Source organism: Pradoshia sp. Z3_51 (genome assembly GCF_058215915.1).
In genome coordinates, this window is the sequence record NZ_JBZAJC010000012.1 from 1 (window position 1) to 19,943 (window position 19,943).

The following is a 19,943-nucleotide window of genomic DNA, read 5'->3' on the forward strand; positions in this document are numbered from 1 at the left end:
GGATCAAACTCTCCGAAAGATGTTTGATCTAGCTAAATTTTAAAGCAAATTGACGAGATTTTAAAAATCTCTTTTTTTTAGACTTGCTTGGCGTTTCGTTTTGTTTAGTTTTCAAAGAACAATCTGTCGTGTTAGCGACTCTTACATTATATCAAGATAACTTGTTGTTGTCAAGCGTTTCTTTTAATGTATTTAACTAACAATCTTTCATTTGGTTCGCGTTGCAAAAGCAACTTTATTATCATAGCACCTACATTTTCGAAAGTCAACATTTTTTTGATATTGTTTCGTTCCTGTCTGGTGCTTACTTATAGTAGCACGCTATTAAAGCATACGTCAACCATTAAATTAAAATAAAAATACTCAGACATTCAATTTCATTGTGCTAGATTAACAACAAGACGATTTTGTTATTAATTTTTATAGTATATTAATACTATTGTCGAATACCATCAGTTCTCATCTATATTCAAAGATGACTCCTTCATATACGCTTTTCCTTCTATATAATAACTTCTAACCTTGATCGCTAAGTTTCAACTTAACGCTCCCTACGTGAATCAAGATTTATCCCATTGTCTAACAGCATACAATCGGGAATACCTTAATTATTTGCCATTCAACAGCGAAGCAAATACTTAATCTATAGAAGCTATTGCAAAAATAGGCTCCCGTTGTTCTTCCAGAGAAAGCTTGATCTGGTACGCAATAATTGAAACAAGTCACCCATATCGTCGTTTAACAATACCGTTTTCTTAATTCCTAAGGACTAATTCTCCAATTTGCTGCTGATTCTTTGCACCAATAACTACCGTCTTCGCCAAACCTAGAATATATTCATTTCAGGTTGAACGTTCTCATAATAAGCGTCGGAGATTGTTGAATTTCGTTACCAACTCCAAGATACTATGAGAAAATATTAAGAGTCCTCAAAAGAACATCTCTTATTAAACATTCTTTTCTTTCATATATATTAATGAAAAGCTCGCAACCCTTTCCAGTATAGATAGAGTTGCGAGTTATTATTTACATGATATCAACTATGTGTACTTCTCCTAATTTTACTTTGCCTTGTTTAACCAACTTAATTCCTTCTCCTGCCAGCAGGTTTGTAAAAACAATCGGTGTAATAATGGATGTCGCATTTGACTTAATGAAATTTAAATCAAATTCCATTAATATCTGGCCCTGCGTAATCTTATCGCCATCTTTAACCTTTGTTTCAAATCCTTTACCATTCAACTTTACCGTATCAATGCCAACATGAATTAATAGTTCATGACCACTGTCAGATTTTATAGCAAGAGCATGTTTAGTCGGGAAAATACTTATAATCTCTCCATCAACCGGAGAAGCAACGATTCCTTCACTTGGGATCATCGCAAATCCATCACCCATCATTTTCTCAGCGAACACTTGGTCAGGAACCTCCGAAATCGGAATCAACTGACCCTCAAGTGGTGCAGCGAATTCTCCCTTTGAGAAATCTGTTTTTAACGCATCCGGATTTACCTCTTCTATTTGTTGTTGTATCTCAGCTTCAACATTATCTGAGGCTGCTTTGGTAGGACGCGGCTTATTCCCTGCCATTATATCCTTCATCTGAGATTTAATCGTTTCGGAACGCGGGCCAAAGATTGCCTGAATATTGTTCCCCACCTCTAGCACACCAGCAGCTCCGAGTGCTTTCAGTTTATCTTTATCAACTTTCGCAATATCGTTAACCTCAACACGCAAACGGGTAATACAAGCATCTAAATGTGCTATATTTTCTTTTTTCCCCATTGCCTCAAGAATATCATACGGAAGCTCATCGACTGAACCACCCTTACCCTGAGCACTTTCATCATCTTCATCTTCCCTTCCCGGCGTTCGAAGATTCCAAGTACGGATTGCAAATCTGAAACCGAAATAATAAATGACTGCGATTACCAAGCCGACCGGAATAACAAGCCACCAGGCTGTTCGATTTGGTACTATCCCAAATAAAATAAAATCTATAACTCCACCGGAAAAGGTCATCCCTATTTTGACGTTCAACAGTTGCATAGTCATAAAGGAGAGACCTGCAAAAATAGCATGGATTCCAAAAAGAACAGGCGCAACGAACAAAAACGAAAATTCCATTGGTTCTGTAATACCTGTTAAGAAGGAAGTTAGGGCTGCTGATCCCATGATCCCGGCTACCAATGTTTTTTTCTCAGGCTTCGCTTCGTGATAAATGGCCAAAGCAGCTGCAGGTAATCCAAACATCATAAACGGATATTTCCCTGTCATAAAAGTACCTGCTGTCAATTTAACCCCATCTTTAATCTGCGCAAAAAAGATTGCCTGATCACCACGAACAATTTCTCCAGCTTTATTTGTGTACTGTCCAAATTCATACCAAAATGGTGAATAGAATATGTGATGAAGACCAAATGGAATAAGCGATCGTTCAATCACCCCAAATATAAATGCCGCTAATGTTAAGTTTGTATCTATCATATTTTGAGATAATGTATTTAATCCGTGTTGAATTGGCGGCCATATCAGTGTCATTAATAGACCTAGAATCAATGCGGAAGCAGCTGTAATAATAGGGACAAATCGCTTACCCGCGAAAAAGCCTAAATAGGAGGGTAACTCAATTCGGAAAAACCGATTATACATATAAGCTGCCAGCAGTCCAACAATAATCCCCCCAAATACTCCGGTTTGCAAAGTGTTAATGCCTAAAACATTAGCATAGGATGGATCATTGGCAGCCATGTCAGCCGTCACATTCAAAACAACCCCCATGGTCACATTCATAATTAGATAACCAATGATAGCAGCCAGGCCGGCGACCCCTTCCCCTCCAGCAAGTCCAACTGCTACACCTACCGCAAATAATAATGAAAGATTGCTAAAGACAATTTGACCAGAATCCTCCATCACAGTTGCAACCTTTTGAATCCACCCAGCATCTAAAAATGGCATTAGGTCCAACAGATTCGGATTATGAATGGCATTTCCAAGAGCTAAAAGAATCCCAGCCGCAGGTAATATAGCGACGGGAAGCATTAAAGCTTTCCCAATTTTCTGCAGGACACCGAATACTTTCTTGAACATAGTACGTCCTCCTTAGACTTATTAACAAAATAAAAGCGACTGATTATTTTCTGCTATCCATAACCAATCTGAATAATTACTTGTTAATATGCCCAAAAGGCACTCAAATACCAAGAAAACATGAATATTATGGAGGCCCTATCCAAAGATGGGATTGCAAACATGTTTCCTATCCATAAAAAAATAGCTGCCGAACTCAGCCGGCAGCCTTTAGAGAACATATTTATGAAAGGAAAATAAAGTAACAAACAAATATAACAAACATTCCATACATGATTGGGTGGATCTCTTTAATACGTCCAGCCACAATCATCGTAATTGGATAGAAGATAAATCCACAGGCAATCCCAGCCGCAATGCTTCCGGATAATGGCATCATGATGATTGTAAGAAATGCAGGCACTGCAATTTCTAATTTTGACCAATTGATATCACCGAGTGAGGAGCACATTAACACCCCGACAATAATCAAGGCCGGTGCTGTAACCGGTGATGTAATAACAGATAAAAGCGGATATAAGAATAGTGATAATAGGAACAACAGTCCAGTTACAACTGCTGCGAATCCAGTTCTAGCCCCTGCTGCGACACCTGCTGTTGATTCAATGTATGATGTCGTTGTAGATGTCCCAAACAATGCCCCTGTCATCGTTGCCAGGGAGTCTGCAAATAAAGCCTTGCCTGCTCTTGGCAATTTATTATCTTTGGTTAATCCTGCCTGGTTGGCAACCGCCATTAGTGTACCGGCTGTATCGAAAAAATCGATAAATAAGAATGTCAGCACAACAACCAGAAATTGGATAGTGAATAAATCTGATTGAATTGGATTGAAATACGGTTCAATCGCAACACCAAAAGTAGGAGCCACACTTGGAATTGCACCGAATATACTGTCAGGAATCTCAATAAGGTTTGCTAACATCCCAATGATGGCAGTAATAATCATTCCATAGAAAATGCCACCTTTAACGCCTTTAACTAAAAAGATAACTGTAATTAATAAGCCTACGATTGCCAATAATGTATTTCCATCCGTGAAATCACCGATTCCAATAAGAGTAGCATCATTATTGACGATAATTCCTGCATTTTTCATACCAACAAAGGTAATAAACAACCCAATACCTGCACCAACAGCATATTTTAATTCTGCAGGAATCGCATTAATAATGGTCTCTCTTAATCCAGTCAACGTTAATATAGCAAAAATAAAACCGGAAGCTAAAACGCCTGCTAAAGCTGTTTGCCAAGGAATACCAAACGTTAGAATTACTGTATAAGCGAAGAAAGCATTCAGCCCCATACCCGGAGCAAGCGCAATCGGATACTTTGCAATTAGCCCCATAAAAATTGAACCAACTGCAGCAGCAAGTGCAGTAGCAACGAATACAGCACCATGATCCATTCTCATTGAATCCGGAAGGTCTGGTACATCTGCCAAAGATAATTGCAATGGATTAACAACTAAAATATACGCCATTGCCAGAAAAGTTGTAATCCCGCCAATAATCTCTCGTTTGTAATTGGTGCCAAGTTCGTCAAACTGAAAGTACTTTTTCAACCTACTTCCTCTCCTTCTTTTCATACGCTTTCGTATAAGTTCCGGATAACCAAAAAACCTCGAACGAATCCGTTCGAGGCTGACTCAAATACAAAGAATAACCTATAAATAGGCAGTATCATTCATATCCGTAGTCAAGCTATTAACGGTAGCTCGGTAGAAACTTATGGGCCATATTCCCATGATTATACGAATTTATATATTTATTAAATTATTAGGTCTTTTGTATTGTATCAAGAGAATGATACTTGGTCAATAATAAAGCGAACATTATCTAGAGGTTGAGAAGGATTTGTTCGCATTTACTCCTGATGCTAGATTGGTGTAGTCAGTCCTAGAAACATTACCATACCTTTCAGGATTTATACTCATTTCCATTCATGATCTACACAAATAACATCCTTTCCATTTTATAGATTATGTTGTAAGTAACCATTAAAGCCTACACATTTGGTATATATTACAACCAGAAGCCTAAATATTGTTGTTGAATTCAGCAGATATTAAAGTATAATCATAATGGTATTTGAATATTCAGATTAGCATATTCACCAAGCTAGCCTTTCAACTCTATGATATTAATGCAGAAATACTGGTTTTATACTTTACTAAATGTGAATTAAGAAATGGACGCACTTTGAATACACTGACATATTCACCAAAGATTTTGATAAACTGAGGAAATAACTATGGATACCCAAAATTTTATAAATGTGAAAATAGATAAAGAACAATTAGAGTATGCAAAGAATCTACAAAATTTATTATGTAAAAGATTAGATACCAAACAGCCTGTAGAATATGAAATCCCTGATATTATTGCTGAACAGGCGTTGTTTCTGTATATAGATACAATGGAACGATATTATCGTTTAGAGGGTAAAGATTGGGAGGATTTTTACAACAACTTTAGCGGTGTCACAAACGTACCAAGAAAAATAGAAGATTTCAGAGAACAAAATATCAAACCATACAAAAAATAAGGGGATAACCAGTTGGCTATCCTCTTATTTTGGATTTATAACCTACTTCATAATGGAATAAGGACTTTTCGACCTTGGAAGAATTAACAAAAAGCCCTATATGCTCGGTCAATCAAAACAAGGACTTATACAAAATAGGAAAAATAAAGATAGGTCGCCTTCCACCTATACTACAGGCTACTCTACCCTATGTGAGTAATTCTTTCTCAGTTTATAAAATCCTCTTCCGCAATACACAAAAATCACCAAATATATTAAAAACAAAATAGACCAAAATATAATAAATCCCCTATTCCATGAACTCTCAATCCCGCCTAAAGCGATACTCATGGCCGAACAAACTATAAATAATAGAAAAATCCCCAGAAGAGGTACTAATTTTTTCATAAAAATCCGCTTTAGCATGTCCAGTTTTGATTGATCATCACTGAAAATATTTGTATCTCCTTCATCTGTGTTACCTGCTGATTTTCTAAAATAGCTGTATTCATTTATATCCTGCATATATTCCCAGCCATAATCTGCATACATCTGCAAATAACTTTGCTTGTCTTCTGATGTCTGCGGATTGAAATCCAATTTGTAGACTACATCTTCTGGCTCACATAATTCAAAATAATAAAACCCTGGCAGTTTAACTTTCACCAATTTATACCCTTTATTATGCATCTCACGCAAAAATGTCTCTTCTTTCTCGTAATCTGTTAACATAAACCAGCGAAATTCTCTTTTCATATCATTTTCCATCATATAACCCTCCTCTACTATTTTGATATAGTCTCTCAATACGCCTTATTTCAATATTAAGAATTTGCTTGCCTAGTTCAGTGATCATATAGAACTTCCTTTTATTTTCTTCACGAACAAACATAATTAACCCGTCTTTCTCCATTTTTGACAGGCTCCCATACATAGTTCCCGGACTGATTATTATCTCGCCGCCTGTCATTTCCTTCACCTTTTTAGCAATGTTGTAACCATGCATTTCTTCCTGCATGCAAAATAGTATATAAAACCCTGTTTCTGTCATAGGTATGTAAATTCTTTTAATCCGCTCTTCCATACTTCCTCCAATTTATAGCTCTATTTCACATCTACTATATCGTGGTTCGATACATAAAGTATATCGCACTACAATATATTCATCAACCATCTCTTACCAAAAGTGGTTGGTTTTAATTATCCCTTTAGACTTATTTTTGACATAAAAAAAGATCCCCTTTCCCACCCAAATCTCAGGTAAAAAAGAGAGTCACATTTTATTTTTATTCTTATATGCGGGCAAGCTGATGAAAATACAAATCAACTCTGCTCCATCCAACGTTGTGGCTATAACTACAGAACTAAAAATGAAAAATAGAATCTATCTCACTTATAACCTGAAAGTTTTATTCGTTTGCATTGAGCCATTCCTTTAAAAGAGCGATGTATTTTTCTGTGTCTTCTACGAAACATGAATGTCTGCAGTCGCGGAAGAGTTCCCAACGAGAGTTTGGAATATGGTCATACATATATTTTGCGATGTAAGGAGTGCAAAGATCACTACCTCCATTAATTACAAGTGCTGGCTCTTGAATGTCTTTTAGTTGCGCTGTAACATCATAATCTTTTAATGTGCCGAGTGGAGTAAATTCATTTGGTCCCCAACCGACTACATATGCTTCATTTCCTATTTTTCTAGGACGCTTCATACATTCTGGTGAATCTTCTGTGACAGGTCCTCCAGCGTGGCGAATCATGTATTCTTCTTCTGCCGCCAAATAGGCTGGGGCATCGTAGTTACCAGTGCTTGTTGCAATGGCAATGGCTTCTTGCATATCTTTTGGCATGAATTTAATCATACGTTGCTGTTCTTCTCCCCACATCCAAGAAGCTGGAAGAGTGCTAGAAAGGATGATGCTTTTGATTCCGTTTGGTTTGTAATTGCAAACATAATTCAAAAGAAGCATGCCTCCCCATGATTGACCCAGAAGATGGCATTCTTCTAAGCCAAGGTGCTTGCGAAGTGCAATGAGTTCTTCTGTCCAAACTTCTGCGTTCCAGAGGTTAGGGCGATTTTCTACATAAGATTCCCCACAACCGATTTGATCGTACATAATTAATTGGCGTCCATCTTCCTCAACAAATTGATCGAGTACTTCAAAATAGTTGTGAGTGGAGCCTGGTCCGCCATGAAGTAAAATGAGTGGTTTTTTATTACCGGTATTTTCTCCAACGATGCGGTAATACGTTTTAAAATCTAAATATGGCATAAATCCTTCAGTAATTTTCATAGATATCCTCCTAGTGTTATATATCCAATAATTGATCCTTCACAAAATGGAATTTGCTTTACTATTACCAAATAAACGGTATCAAGCGATATTTGACTTTTTGCTTATACTCACGATAACCATCGAGTTCTTTTTCAAGAAGTTTTTCTTCATTTTTAATCCTTTTGGCAATTATAAAGGGATATACAAGAAAAATAAAAAACGAATATATTGAACCTAACACAATCGGCATCGACAAAAACAAAAGTAATGTCACACTATACATTGGATGTCTGACAATACCGTATAGCCCCGTATCGATAACTTTCTGATTTTCCTGTACCTCAATAGTACGACTAAGATATGTATTCTCCCTGAGTACCTCTGCATAAAGAATATATGCTACAAGAAATACCACCGCAGCACAAATTACAACACTCTTTGGTAAGGTGTACCAATCAAAACGAAAACCTAATCCCGCAACAATAAAACCTGCTAAAAACATAAGTCCGCTAAGCTTTACCACAAGACATTGTTCATCTTGCTTCTCTTTTACATTGAGTCGCTTTTTTAACAGTTCTGGGTTTTTGAACATCATCACAATTCCTGCAAGGAACATTGGCACAAATAAAATCCCCATAAATAACCAACCATACGCAAATAATAAAGTACCCGCAGGTAAGAATATCAATAGACCAACTAAAACAACCCCCAATAAAAATTTAGTTAGTGCTTGAATGAATAATTTTGTTGTCATAATAACTCTCCCACAATTCTAATTTACCTCTTCAGTGGAAACTATTGCATACATTGTAACGACTATTCAAAGTTATTTTAATATAATCCCCACAATCTACCAACTCATTTCACTTTCCTGCTTTCTCTCAAAATCGCTCATAGCTTCATTATCTTTTTCTCGAACACTTATAATTGCTTTTTCTACCTGGAAACAGATGTGCAAATCGATAGGTAATTTTTTCTGCTTCGTGGTTCTACACGGGCTCCGGTTGCAAGAGCTAAAAGCTCATGTTTACGAGGAGCTCTGATAAGATCTCGTAATGGAAAGTGTATTCGGGCAACCTATTTTCATTGTTTTTGAATATCTTTTTAGAAACCACGAAAAAAAGGTCTACCTGAAATGATTTATTCAGATAGACCTTTTCGTCTCGTTTATATATCTGCTATCAATTTTCTATCAATCAGCCCAGCCTAAAACCACTTCAAAAACTCAGTGTTTTCAATGGTTCTATCGATTTCCAATTCTATTCCCACTCAATCGTCGCAGGTGGCTTGGACGTGATGTCATACACAACACGGTTAATATGATTTACTTCATTGACAATTCGCACAGATATTTTTTCAAGTACATCCCATGGGATTCTTGCCCAGTCAGATGTCATACCGTCAATAGATGTTACCGCACGGATTCCTATTGTGTAATCATATGTGCGGGCATCTCCCATCACACCTACACTGCGAATATCCGGAAGGACGGTGAAGTATTGCCAAATATCACGATCTAGACCGGCATTTTTAATTTCTTCACGAAGAATCGCGTCTGATTCCCTTACGATTTCCAGTTTGTCTTCCGTTATTTCTCCCAATACACGGATTCCCAGACCTGGTCCTGGGAAAGGCTGTCTCCAAACGATCTCATCCGGAATACCCAGTTCTGAACCAAGTGCACGCACTTCATCCTTGAAGAGTGTATTTAAAGGCTCGATAAGTTGGAATTGCATATCTTCCGGTAATCCACCTACATTATGGTGAGATTTAATGGTTTGCGCAGTAGCCGTTCCACTTTCAATAATATCAGTATAAAGCGTACCTTGAGCGAGATAGTCAATTCCTTCGAGCTTGGTCGCTTCATCATCAAATACGTAAATAAATTCATTTCCAATGATCTTACGTTTTTGCTCTGGGTCACTTACTCCAGCTAATTTCTTCATGAATCGCTCTTTGGCATCTACTTTAATTACATTCATATTGAAGCCTTCACTGAATGTTTTCATGACACCTTCCGCTTCACCTTTTCTAAGTAAACCGTGATCCACGAAGATACATGTCAATTGATCCCCGATGGCTTTATGAATCAATACCGCTACAACTGAGGAGTCTACTCCGCCGCTCAATGCACATAGTACTTGTTTGTCTCCAACTGTTTTGCGGATTTTATCCATTTCCATTTCAATGAAATTAGCCATGGACCAATCGCCTTTACATTTACATGCTCCAAATACGAAGTTTTTCAATAGGTCGTTACCATATACAGAATGTCTTACTTCTGGATGGAATTGAACAGCATATAATTGACGGCTATGATCACTCATTGCCGCGATTGGGCATGATGGATTCGTCGCATCAACTTGGAAGCCCTCAGGAGCTGTAACAACATGGTCACCATGACTCATCCATACCGTTTGTTCAGTAGGGAGCCCATTAAATAATAAACTTTCATGGTTCAGCTTAATTTCGGCTTTTCCATATTCGCGTTTGCTTGCACGTTCCACTTTTCCGCCAAAATGCTGAGTCATTAGCTGCATACCATAGCAAATTCCCATAACTGGAATGCCCATATCAAAAATCCGCTCATCACATGTAAAAGCTGTAGCATCATATACGCTGTTTGGTCCGCCGGAGAAAATAATCCCCTTTGGATTTAGCTTCTGAATTTCTTCCACCGTAATTGTATGGGGATGAAGTTCACTGTAAACTCCAAATTCACGAATTCTCCTTGTGATTAATTGATTATATTGACTTCCAAAATCAAGAACGACAATCATTTCTTGAATCGGGAGATCAGTTGTTTCTATCATCACTTTCACCTCGTCTGATATTTTCGGTTAATTGAGCAACTTCATCCAAAGAGATATTTATCTCTCTTCCCCATATGCTTATAAAGAAATACCAGGTATCAACCTATTAGAATCCTTATCCTTTATGTACTAGCTATTCCACAATTTAGGATTATTCATTCGAATAAAGAAAAACTAGAATCCCTATTTACAATTCAGAGTTCTAGTTAACATTTATATAATTCCTCCATAGTCAAATCATTTTCCGGTGATTTGGTAGGAACTTCCGAACCTTATTTTCGAAATTATATGAAGGGTAGATTGCTTTTTATTAACCGCCATAATTGTAACTTGAGAGAAAAGTGTGGTCAAGCAATAGTTCTTAAAATCATCTTCTCCCATTGTTCTTGAAAATTTCGCCAATCCATTTCAATTTTTTCTCCAGAATAAATGTGTTTTTCATATGCATGCGTTAGCCTATTCATATCTGATGATCCGAAGAAACGATCCACGTAAATCGCATACTCTCTCAGGGTCTGTCCAGGCTTTCTTTTTATTCCATACCGATTTAATTCTCTAAGCAATTGCATATAGGCATTTGAATAATTCGGCTTTTTCATAAGCCTCTTATAATAAAACACCCAAATGTGCGGCATCCATTTTCCTCTGATTCTATATAACAAAACAGCCGCTCCACCTAATACCAAAATCACCACTAGAGCTTTCTTCCAATGTTCCGCTACTTTATCTTTGATTGTTCCAAACGTAAACTGGGAAGCTGTATCCTTTGTTTCGACCGGCTTTTCTGGCTCCTTGTTTTCTGGTTGATTCGTTTCTGGGGTAACCTGCGTTTCCTCCTGATCATTGCTGACCTCCTGAGAAGCTGTAAACCGTACTTCAGAACTAAAGCCCTTCGTTGGTTCAAAAGGAACCCATCCTACGCTGGGAAAATAAACTTCAGGCCAGGAGTGTGCATTATTATTCGTGATCACGTAGCGAGACTCGCCCAACTGCTGATCATAAACTAAATCACCTGCCGTATATCCCTTTACCCAACGCGCCGGGATTCCGAGTGAGCGAACCAATACAACCATGGCACTTGAAAAGTTATCACAGTATCCTATTTGTGTTTCAAATAAAAATTGATCTACATAATCCTGGCTTTCCTCAGGATAAGGAACATCTTCTTTACTATAAGTAAATTGTTCACCTTTTAAATAATCCTCAATCGCTTTGACTTGATCGTACATACTGTTGGATCCTGTCTTTTCTGCAAGCTCTATTGCTAAGCTTGAGACACGCTCCGGAACATAATCAGGAAGACCTAGCGATTGGCTTATTAGTGAATCCATTTCCATTTCATACAAATCATTTATTTCATCCTGTTGGAGTACATCCAGATAATAGGTTGGGCTTCTAAATTGCATGCCCACCTTTTTTAATTCGTTTTTATTCGTATCCTCCTCATATATCGGAGTAATCTCAGAAGAGTCACCTGAATACAATACACTAGAAAAAACTGACTCATCCTCAGGATTCAGGTTATAAATTTGCTCGATAGCCATGGGGCTTGGATAAGGAATATGGCCATGGTCTATCTCAAATTCCAGTTCTGCCGTTGACACTGTATTCGTATTTCCCCCCCTGTAATCGTATAGCATAGTTGGTTCTGATTCTAATATCGTTTGACCCATACCATAATCTGCACCAGTTTCCCATCCTTTGCCCGTATAAACATTTTTATTTTCAATTTTCCAATACGTACGGACAGATGAGGAAGCCCTAAACACTACCCCATCATCGCCAACAAAATCGCCACCTAATTTGCTGTCATCCTTGTCATACCCTATCCTTTTTTGAGTAGATCCAAATTTCTCTGAGGTTGATTTAATAAAGGAAATAGGATCAGGCCATATTGCCTGTGGCTTTGGAGCAAAGAAACCAATGACTACCGCAAATACAATCATGCTGGATAAAGGAATAAGCCAACGGATAGCAGTTCGATTGGTATAATGGATGTTCTCCCCAATTAGCAAACGTACTAACGCGAGCATGCCAAGGATTGCAAATCCAATAACGACTACTCGTACAATCGCTTGATTACTATCATAGGTTGTAAAGGTATCTAGAACTGTTACATAGATAAATGTCATAAACAAAAACAGGAACAATCGCTGTTTCACTTGTACCCAATAATGAATTAAATAGGTAAACATCCATATTAAAATGAAGAAAAGAAACGTTCTGAATTCAGGACTTAACCCTTGCCAATCCGTTGAAAATACAGAGAACAATCCCTCTTTTATATCGATGAAGAAAGCGCGTATCCAACTGTCTTCTGTCAAATAGAATTCAGGACGATAAAAAATCAGATAAAGACTCATACCTATATAAACGGATAAAGCAGGAGTCATGATTTTCCAGGACACTCTGAATGCATACATCACCAATGAAACGGCTGCAAAAATAATAAAATACTTAATTTGGCTTGTGTTTGTCACTTCTCCAACTGGTCTCATCCACTCTATTAGCATAATAAAAGCAAACAGGAATAACAGAAGACGTATACCGGGATGCAGGTTATTCGTTTTCATTTTCATCTGCCGCCCCTCTCTTCAAAAACTCCCCAATCCTCTCGATTTCGAATAATAGACATTTTCGCTCCATGATTTATTCCAAAGGTATAGGCCTCTTGTTCAGCCTTATTGAGTACATGGGAAGATTCACAGAAAAATAGAATATACAAGGAATGGATTCCTCCAGCAAGGTTGGTATATGCTTTTACGAATGGTAAATGTAAAACAGAAGTAACAACAATAAGAGATGCATTTGGCGGTATAAATCTTGTCTGAGGTGTATAAAATCTTGGGGAACTTACATCAATTTTTGGCGAAGCTTTTATTTTAGCCATAAAATTCAAGGCTTTATGAACATATCCTTTTCCTTCCTTTACTTCTAATAGGTTATCCAGTCCACCTCCACCAGCCCAGAGACCCAATTTCATCCCCTTAGTCAAACCAATTTCAGCGATTGATGCACTAAAGGTCACCATTTCTTCAAAAACAGAGTGGTCACTCTCACAATTTATTAAAAGAAAGAAGTCACTGCTGTGTTTTTCTTCAAAGTTTTTAGTTTTGAGCCCGACGCCCCTTGCACTTGATTTCCAGTCAATGACGGTCATACGATCACCCGGAGCATAATCTCGAATACCAGAAACCATCGCTGTTTCATTTCTGATTTTATAGGAATTTGTGCGCTTGCCTTGTTCATAATCACCGAGAACCTGTCTTAATGGCAAAGGAACCGTTGCAGGAAGTACAAGGATTTTTTTATCGGAATCTATCATTCTACTCTTCTCAATTAACCCGAGAATATCTCCTGTTCTTATTTCAAGCTTATTAAAGGTATGCTCTCCTCTTGGCATACTCTTAATGTTATAGGACAATTCTATTCTTTTTCTGAATCCCGGAAAAACGATAGAACTGATTTTTTCCCTTCCGAGTAGGATTTCCAGCCTTTCCGGTAATAGTTCATGAATGAGCAGGTAGGCAATCGGAACCGGCATATTCCTTTTAATAATAATTTTCATAACTACTGGGTCACCGGCCGTTAATTCCTGATCACCTAAGACCCGCTCTACTGTAAAATCACTTAATGGATAGACAAAAATCATTAGAGCATACAAGGCGAACGGAAGAAAACTATAAAAAAGGAACCAGCTGACAAACCCTCCCTGGAACATGGCATATGTGAACGTCATAATTAGTAAAAGCAGGAGAATGACAAATTTCCACCACTTTTCCCATTTATTTAACGTCATTCTTATAAATTTCATTTTTAATTCACTTGCCTTTGTACCGGTACAGGCGTCCTTGCTAAAATTTCATCGAGAATAACTTGAGCATTGAATCCATCATAAACCGATTCAGCCTTCACGATCATACGATGATTAAATACATATGGAAGTAGAAATTGTACATCATCTGGTATACAGTAATCACGATTATGCATAAAAGCCCAAGCCTGCGAAGCCTTCATAAGAGCAACCGTTCCACGTGGGCTTACGCCTAAATAAACTCGATTATCGTTCCTCGTTTTCACAGCCAGTTCTACAATATACCGCGCAATCATATCATCCACATATACAGATTGGATTTCCTCCTGCAGCTTCACCATTTCATCAACAGTAATTACAGGATTTAAATCTTCAACAGAAGCAAGCATTTTTGCATTTGTCAAAATCGCCAATTCATCAGCCATCTCCGGATAACCCATTTTCATTTTAAGTAAAAATCGGTCCAGCTGCGCTTCTGGTAAAGAATAGGTACCTTCATATTCAATTGGGTTTTGGGTGGCCATAACAAAGAATGGATTGGCCAATTTGTGTGTCACGCCATCAACGGTAACTCTATGTTCCTCCATTGCTTCCAGCAAGGATGACTGTGTTTTGGGAGATGTTCGATTGATTTCATCAGCCAATATGATATTCCCCATAATAGGCCCGGGACGAAAGATAAATTCATGCTCTTTCGGATTATAGATGGAAATACCGGTTACATCAGATGGCAATAAATCCGGTGTAAACTGAATACGCTTATAATCAGCCTGAATTGATTTGGCAATAGACTTAACTAACATAGTCTTCCCAACACCGGGTACATCCTCAAGCAATACATGTCCTTTTGCCAAAAGGGCTGTAATGCTTAACTTAGCAACCTCTCTTTTACCGATAATCACTTTCTCTATATTTTGGATAATCTTATCTATCATAGGATTTAGTTTTTCATTCACGCCATATTCCCCCTCTACTTATAACCTTATTGTTATAATATTCTGTATTAACAGTCAATAACTTTATTGTAAATATTTTGTAGAAAAGGGGTTTAATCATTCAAGAAAGAGCGAAATAAGACCCAAAATAAAAAAAGGAGAGATTTTCCCCCCCTTTTAATAAAGATAAGCTTTAGTTTTACTACTGATGGGTTTCTACTCAAGTTATGTTTTATGAAGTCTCTTGAATGTAAACCTACCAAATAACATCTTGATTTTTAAACATAAAAACGATTAACAGACTAATTCCGCAACATTTCTTTAGCTTGCAGAACCAGTTCCCTATCCCGCTCATAGTAGAGCTCCAACAAATCTTGATATAGTTCTCTATTATGAACGCTGTTCAAATCTGCTTTAATTGAATCCCACTGGTCTCCGAATGTCGATTTTGAAGCGATCAAGTTTTGGTACATATTCTCCTTCGTATATATGGAGAGGATCTTTTTTATTTTCCTATATTTAAAGAACGATAGCTTATTACGAGATTTCTTCAATTTGTCTAATAGAACCTTATTATTATTAAATTCATCCAATTGGTTTTTGATTTGAAGAAATAGGAGTAAATCCATCATAGCTCCAATAGAGTACATACTTTCTTTATCGTTGATTCTGTCCCCCCGGTATGGCGGAGGCAAACAGTCCAGCATTAAAAACCGTTTCACCAATTTTGGAAAAGGTATCAGCTCCTGCTGAAACTTTCACACTTGTCTCTGCATTACTATTAAATGTATCAGCTGTCTCAATTAGAGAATCTACTGCATTAACCGCTGAAAAAGCTGTACTTATCCCGGCTGTCGCGATATTCAACTTTGATAATATCCCCAATGTTGATGCACCAGTACTGCCCGTATTAAGAACGGTTGGAATAATATCGGTAGCTGCATCAGCAGCTGAGGTTGCTCTGGTAGCTAATGTGTATGCCTCAGCAGTATCATAAATCCCAAATCCCATATCAACAGCAGTATTCATATCTTCAACATAATCAAACCAAGTGCCATCTCCAACTCCTAATTTAATTCCATTTACCAGGATGTTTGTTAGATAGTTTGGTCTCCCAAATACACTGCTTGGTTTAAATTGATCACCTTGCTGCAGTACATCTACTGTAAAACTGACTTGCCCATTTATTATAGTATTCCCTACAAAGTCAATGGTTTTCCACGTATCTGGTTCATTACCCTCTATTCCTTCACTCCCTCCACTAGGAGCATTGCTGTTTATTGGACCAGGAGAAAGCGAAGAGCCTGGTAATAGTCCACCCGGATGAGTTGAATTGGAGTCACCACCTATCTTACTGCCAGGTAATATTACGCCTGGATAGGTAGGATTGCCATTTCCATCTGTTCTATTATGATTATGGCCAGGTAAATAATCCGGTACTTTATAAGGCGGTTGGACAGGGCCTATTCCTGGCAGGCCGTTTTCCATATCTGGGATATTTCCCGATTGGCCATTAGGAGAGCCGGACTGCGGCTCTCCACCCGTTCCTATATCTCCATGCCAAGATTTATTCTCCCAAGATTCCCCCTCCCATGGTTCCCCTCTCCATGGTGTTCCGGACCATGCTGCTGAACTGAATGGGATAATGAAAGATTGAAAGAGTATAAAAGCAATCGCCATCAATATGAATACCTTTTGAATAAATAATGACTTATTCAATGATAAACCTCCTAGTTATGAGGAAGCTGATAAGTCCTTGATGTATACACATTCCCATTATTTCAGTTATAAATAAAACCTCCACTTGATGCAAAAGCGGAGGTTACAAGTCTAGTTGAATATTTGATGTAAGGATTATCCACCCTTTGCTCTAATAATATTTAGGTGATTTGTCCTCATCGCTGGAAGAGCAAGTCCAACAATTAGGATCTCATAAGGGAAACCTCCACCAGCAAAGAAGTCAAAAATCGCAATAGGTACAAGAAGGACATAAAAGAAAATCATAAAATATTTATAAAATTTACTCCATCGTTTTTCCTTCTTACTCACCTATAATCATCTCCCATACTTTTATTTGATAAATCAGTAGTTCCCTAAGATATAGATAAAGATGGAATAGAAATTCATTAGCTCCTGATTAAAACTTTACGTTCCTCTAACTCTTTCATTTCATGGTTTTTGTACCTTTGAATGGAGGAATCAAGAAGATTGTAAAATGTTTCTTTAGTTGCTGGATATTGACTCCAATTTAATTCACCTTCATCAAAGATTGATTGAAAGTCTTTTTCAGCATCAGGCCCACAATATTTATAAAGTTTTTCTTTTATATATAAATAATCCTTTGATTTAAATCTTGATTTTGTTTGTTTAACCGTTTTTAATAAATGTCTGTTGGCTTCTAATTGTTCATACTGACGTTTTACTTGCAGATACATAATCAAATCCATTTTAGGCAACAGGTCTAATAGCTGAACTCGATCCTCTACTGTAAATGAACGTTCCTTATCAACTCTCTTACCAAGATCAGTAAATGTCTCATAAAAGTTGTTCTTCATCTCCTGGCACCACAGAATGTATTCAGAAAACCCCTTAAAACTGGTTAATAGTTTCTTTTCCTCTTCATTTTCTGCCCAAATTTCCAATACATTGTTCATTTGTTCCAATGTATTATGAATGGCGTCTGTCGCATTAATCCTCGGCCTAACAATATCTTGGATTTTTAAAACTCCTCCAATAAAGGACAGGTAATGATCAAGCACAAACACCTTCTCATCATAGGAACTTTCCACGCTTGATATAATGACGTAGCCACTTCTTTTTTTACCCGGGAATTTTTTGTATTCTGCAAGCCACCAATTTTTAGATTGATAATTAAAACAATAATTAATAACGGTACATTTCTCTAATAACTTTTTATGTTTTTTTGCGATCTCTTCAGCTTCTGATTTAATCATTTGGATCCCCCTAATTTGTATACAAAAAGCGATGAGTATATAGAGCAAATTCTATCTAAGAAAATGCACCTTTAATGGAATTAAACATTGATCCTATTTTTTCCCCGACCTTCTTAACTCCTTTTTTAATTGAGCCATCTGCTATACCTTTAACCAGCTTCGATGCTCCCCATAATACTGCACCACCTGCAACCATATATGCTCCTACTAACTGCCCCCCGGGGATAGCACCTGCCACGACGCCAGAGTTCATTAATACTTCTCCAATTGATGCCGTAGTATCTGCTCCAGCAGCCACCGTTTTAGCAGAACGCCAACCATTTTCCTTTACTGAATCATAGGTACTAATACCATTTTTAACGGTGTCTATCGTGGAAAAGACTGTACTTATTCCTGCAGCACCAACATTAAGTTTAGACAACATTCCAAAAGACGCGGATGGTGGTGGGTTAGTAGAAGAACCAAATATAGAATCAAATGTAGACAAATCTTGCCCGCTTTGAATTAAGTTCCTATATTTCCTTGCATCTGTAATACCATCTATGCCCGTATACACTTTATCAGCGATCTCATATCCACCATGTAAATAATTGTAACCCGATGAATCTCCAACCCCTAATTTTATGCCATTGAGCAAAATGCCAGCAAAACTATTGGGTTTCAATAAACTAAACTTACCGCTTTCTATTTCATATGCTCCTTTTACTTGACCACCAATAACATCATTCATTATAAATTTTGTCGCTTCATAGGGGTCTATGTCAATTTTATCCTGTCCATTCCCTTCAATCGCAGGTGAACTCCCTTGAATTCCTTCATTCGACCAAGGCTTGCCCGTTTCTGGGTTAATTCCATTGGTTTCACCATTAGTCCATGGCTTGCCTGTCGCCGGATTGATTCCACTAATATCATCACCAGTCCATGGCTTGCCCGTCGCTGGATTAATTCCACTAATATCGTCACCAGTCCATGGCTTACCTGTCGCAGGGTTGATTCCACTAATATCATCACCGGTCCATGGCTTTCCCGTTGCCGGATTAATTCCACTGATGTCGTCACCAGTCCACGGTTTGCCTGTGGCTGGATTTATTCCGTTTATCTTATCACCGGTCCACGGCTTGCCCGTCGCCGGGTCTATCGGACTGACACCATCACCTGTCCATCCATCCTGGTTCCAATTATCCTGATCCCAGCCCTCTTGAGTCCATCCATCACGCTCCCAGCCATCCTGCACCCAGCCTTTTTGCTTCCATGAATCTCCTTTCCAAGTTTCTCCTTCCCATTGCAAATCGTTGCCATTCCATGCGTCGCCTTTCCAAGCATCACCCTTCCATGCATCACCTGTCCAACTGGCTGCTGCTAACGGAATAGAAATTGATTGGAGCAGGACAAAAAATATAGCAAATACAACAAAGAGCTTTTTTACTAACTTATTCCGCATCACCTTATCCCCCTCATTCAATCAGGAAGTGTTGTTTGTTTACGCAAGGTGACTGTTCTTTTCCTATTACTGTGTATTTTGATTGTATTTTTCT

The 19,943-nt window shown here is 37.9% G+C and carries 16 protein-coding genes and 2 riboswitches; of the genes, 1 reads left to right on the top strand and 15 read right to left on the bottom strand.

Translation table 11 applies throughout. The annotated features are described in order from the left end of the window. Positions 1–1,026: 1,026 nt before the first annotated feature. Positions 1,027–3,093, bottom strand: coding sequence for a glucose-specific PTS transporter subunit IIBC (gene ptsG, locus AC4BHA_RS16130; RefSeq protein ID WP_066109793.1), 2,067 nt, complete (start codon positions 3,091–3,093; stop codon positions 1,027–1,029). A gap of 223 nt (positions 3,094–3,316) precedes the next feature. Further along, positions 3,317–4,654: an NCS2 family permease gene (locus AC4BHA_RS16135; RefSeq protein WP_066109795.1), complete on the bottom strand. Its 1,338-nt coding sequence runs from the start codon at positions 4,652–4,654 to the stop codon at positions 3,317–3,319. 111 nt (positions 4,655–4,765) lie between these two features. Continuing rightward, positions 4,766–4,867, bottom strand: a riboswitch (purine riboswitch). A gap of 476 nt (positions 4,868–5,343) precedes the next feature. Between AC4BHA_RS16135 and AC4BHA_RS16140 the strand changes: the two genes are divergently transcribed. Beyond that, complete coding sequence (locus tag AC4BHA_RS16140; protein WP_066109798.1) at positions 5,344–5,637, top strand: hypothetical protein; 294 nt, start codon at positions 5,344–5,346, stop codon at positions 5,635–5,637. A gap of 177 nt (positions 5,638–5,814) precedes the next feature. On the opposite strand, the gene AC4BHA_RS16145 is transcribed toward AC4BHA_RS16140, so the two are convergent. The 13 genes from AC4BHA_RS16145 to AC4BHA_RS16205 all read right to left on the bottom strand — a co-directional run bounded on the left by AC4BHA_RS16145 (position 5,815) and on the right by AC4BHA_RS16205 (position 19,849). Continuing rightward, positions 5,815–6,387: a DUF2812 domain-containing protein gene (locus AC4BHA_RS16145; protein WP_077248197.1), complete on the bottom strand. Its 573-nt coding sequence runs from the start codon at positions 6,385–6,387 to the stop codon at positions 5,815–5,817. Continuing rightward, on the bottom strand, positions 6,374–6,700 hold the full coding sequence (locus tag AC4BHA_RS16150; RefSeq protein WP_066109805.1) for a PadR family transcriptional regulator: 327 nt from the start codon (positions 6,698–6,700) through the stop codon (positions 6,374–6,376). The genes AC4BHA_RS16145 and AC4BHA_RS16150 overlap by 14 nt, the downstream gene beginning before the upstream one ends. 325 nt (positions 6,701–7,025) lie before the next feature. Further along, positions 7,026–7,910 carry a proline iminopeptidase gene (pepI, locus tag AC4BHA_RS16155; RefSeq protein ID WP_066109808.1) on the bottom strand — a complete coding sequence of 295 codons (885 nt, stop codon included), beginning with the start codon at positions 7,908–7,910 and terminating at the stop codon, positions 7,026–7,028. 64 nt (positions 7,911–7,974) lie between these two features. Next, positions 7,975–8,646 carry a methyltransferase family protein gene (locus AC4BHA_RS16160; protein WP_140462281.1) on the bottom strand — a complete coding sequence of 224 codons (672 nt, stop codon included), beginning with the start codon at positions 8,644–8,646 and terminating at the stop codon, positions 7,975–7,977. Positions 8,647–9,151: 505 nt separating this feature from the next. Beyond that, positions 9,152–10,705: a glutamine-hydrolyzing GMP synthase gene (gene guaA / locus AC4BHA_RS16165; protein WP_148631306.1), complete on the bottom strand. Its 1,554-nt coding sequence runs from the start codon at positions 10,703–10,705 to the stop codon at positions 9,152–9,154. Positions 10,706–10,914: 209 nt separating this feature from the next. Next, positions 10,915–11,017: riboswitch (purine riboswitch) on the bottom strand. A 35-nt stretch (positions 11,018–11,052) separates the two neighbouring features. Continuing rightward, positions 11,053–13,284 (bottom strand): DUF4129 domain-containing transglutaminase family protein, encoded by a 2,232-nt coding sequence (locus AC4BHA_RS16170; RefSeq protein ID WP_490553746.1) that lies wholly within the window; start codon positions 13,282–13,284, stop codon positions 11,053–11,055. After that, positions 13,281–14,519: a DUF58 domain-containing protein gene (locus AC4BHA_RS16175; RefSeq protein ID WP_066109816.1), complete on the bottom strand. Its 1,239-nt coding sequence runs from the start codon at positions 14,517–14,519 to the stop codon at positions 13,281–13,283. Before AC4BHA_RS16175 ends, AC4BHA_RS16170 begins: the two co-directional genes overlap by 4 nt. Positions 14,520–14,521: 2 nt before the next feature. Next, on the bottom strand, positions 14,522–15,454 hold the full coding sequence (locus AC4BHA_RS16180; RefSeq protein ID WP_066110019.1) for an AAA family ATPase: 933 nt from the start codon (positions 15,452–15,454) through the stop codon (positions 14,522–14,524). A 302-nt stretch (positions 15,455–15,756) separates the two neighbouring features. Next, the gene (locus tag AC4BHA_RS16185) at positions 15,757–15,927 is read right to left on the bottom strand and encodes a hypothetical protein (RefSeq protein WP_175354328.1); all 171 of its coding nucleotides are present in this window, start codon (positions 15,925–15,927) and stop codon (positions 15,757–15,759) included. 184 nt (positions 15,928–16,111) lie between these two features. Further along, the gene (locus AC4BHA_RS16190; protein WP_490553741.1) at positions 16,112–17,173 is read right to left on the bottom strand and encodes a hypothetical protein; all 1,062 of its coding nucleotides are present in this window, start codon (positions 17,171–17,173) and stop codon (positions 16,112–16,114) included. A gap of 135 nt (positions 17,174–17,308) precedes the next feature. Beyond that, a complete protein-coding gene (locus tag AC4BHA_RS16195) occupies positions 17,309–17,503 on the bottom strand; it encodes a hypothetical protein (RefSeq protein ID WP_066109823.1) in 195 nt (64 codons plus the stop codon). Positions 17,504–17,580: 77 nt separating this feature from the next. Further along, positions 17,581–18,408, bottom strand: a complete 828-nt coding sequence (locus AC4BHA_RS16200; protein ID WP_066109826.1) for a hypothetical protein — start codon at positions 18,406–18,408, stop codon at positions 17,581–17,583. A 55-nt stretch (positions 18,409–18,463) separates the two neighbouring features. Then, positions 18,464–19,849, bottom strand: a complete 1,386-nt coding sequence (locus tag AC4BHA_RS16205) for a hypothetical protein (RefSeq protein ID WP_490553737.1) — start codon at positions 19,847–19,849, stop codon at positions 18,464–18,466. Between the last annotated feature and the right edge of the window lie 94 nt (positions 19,850–19,943).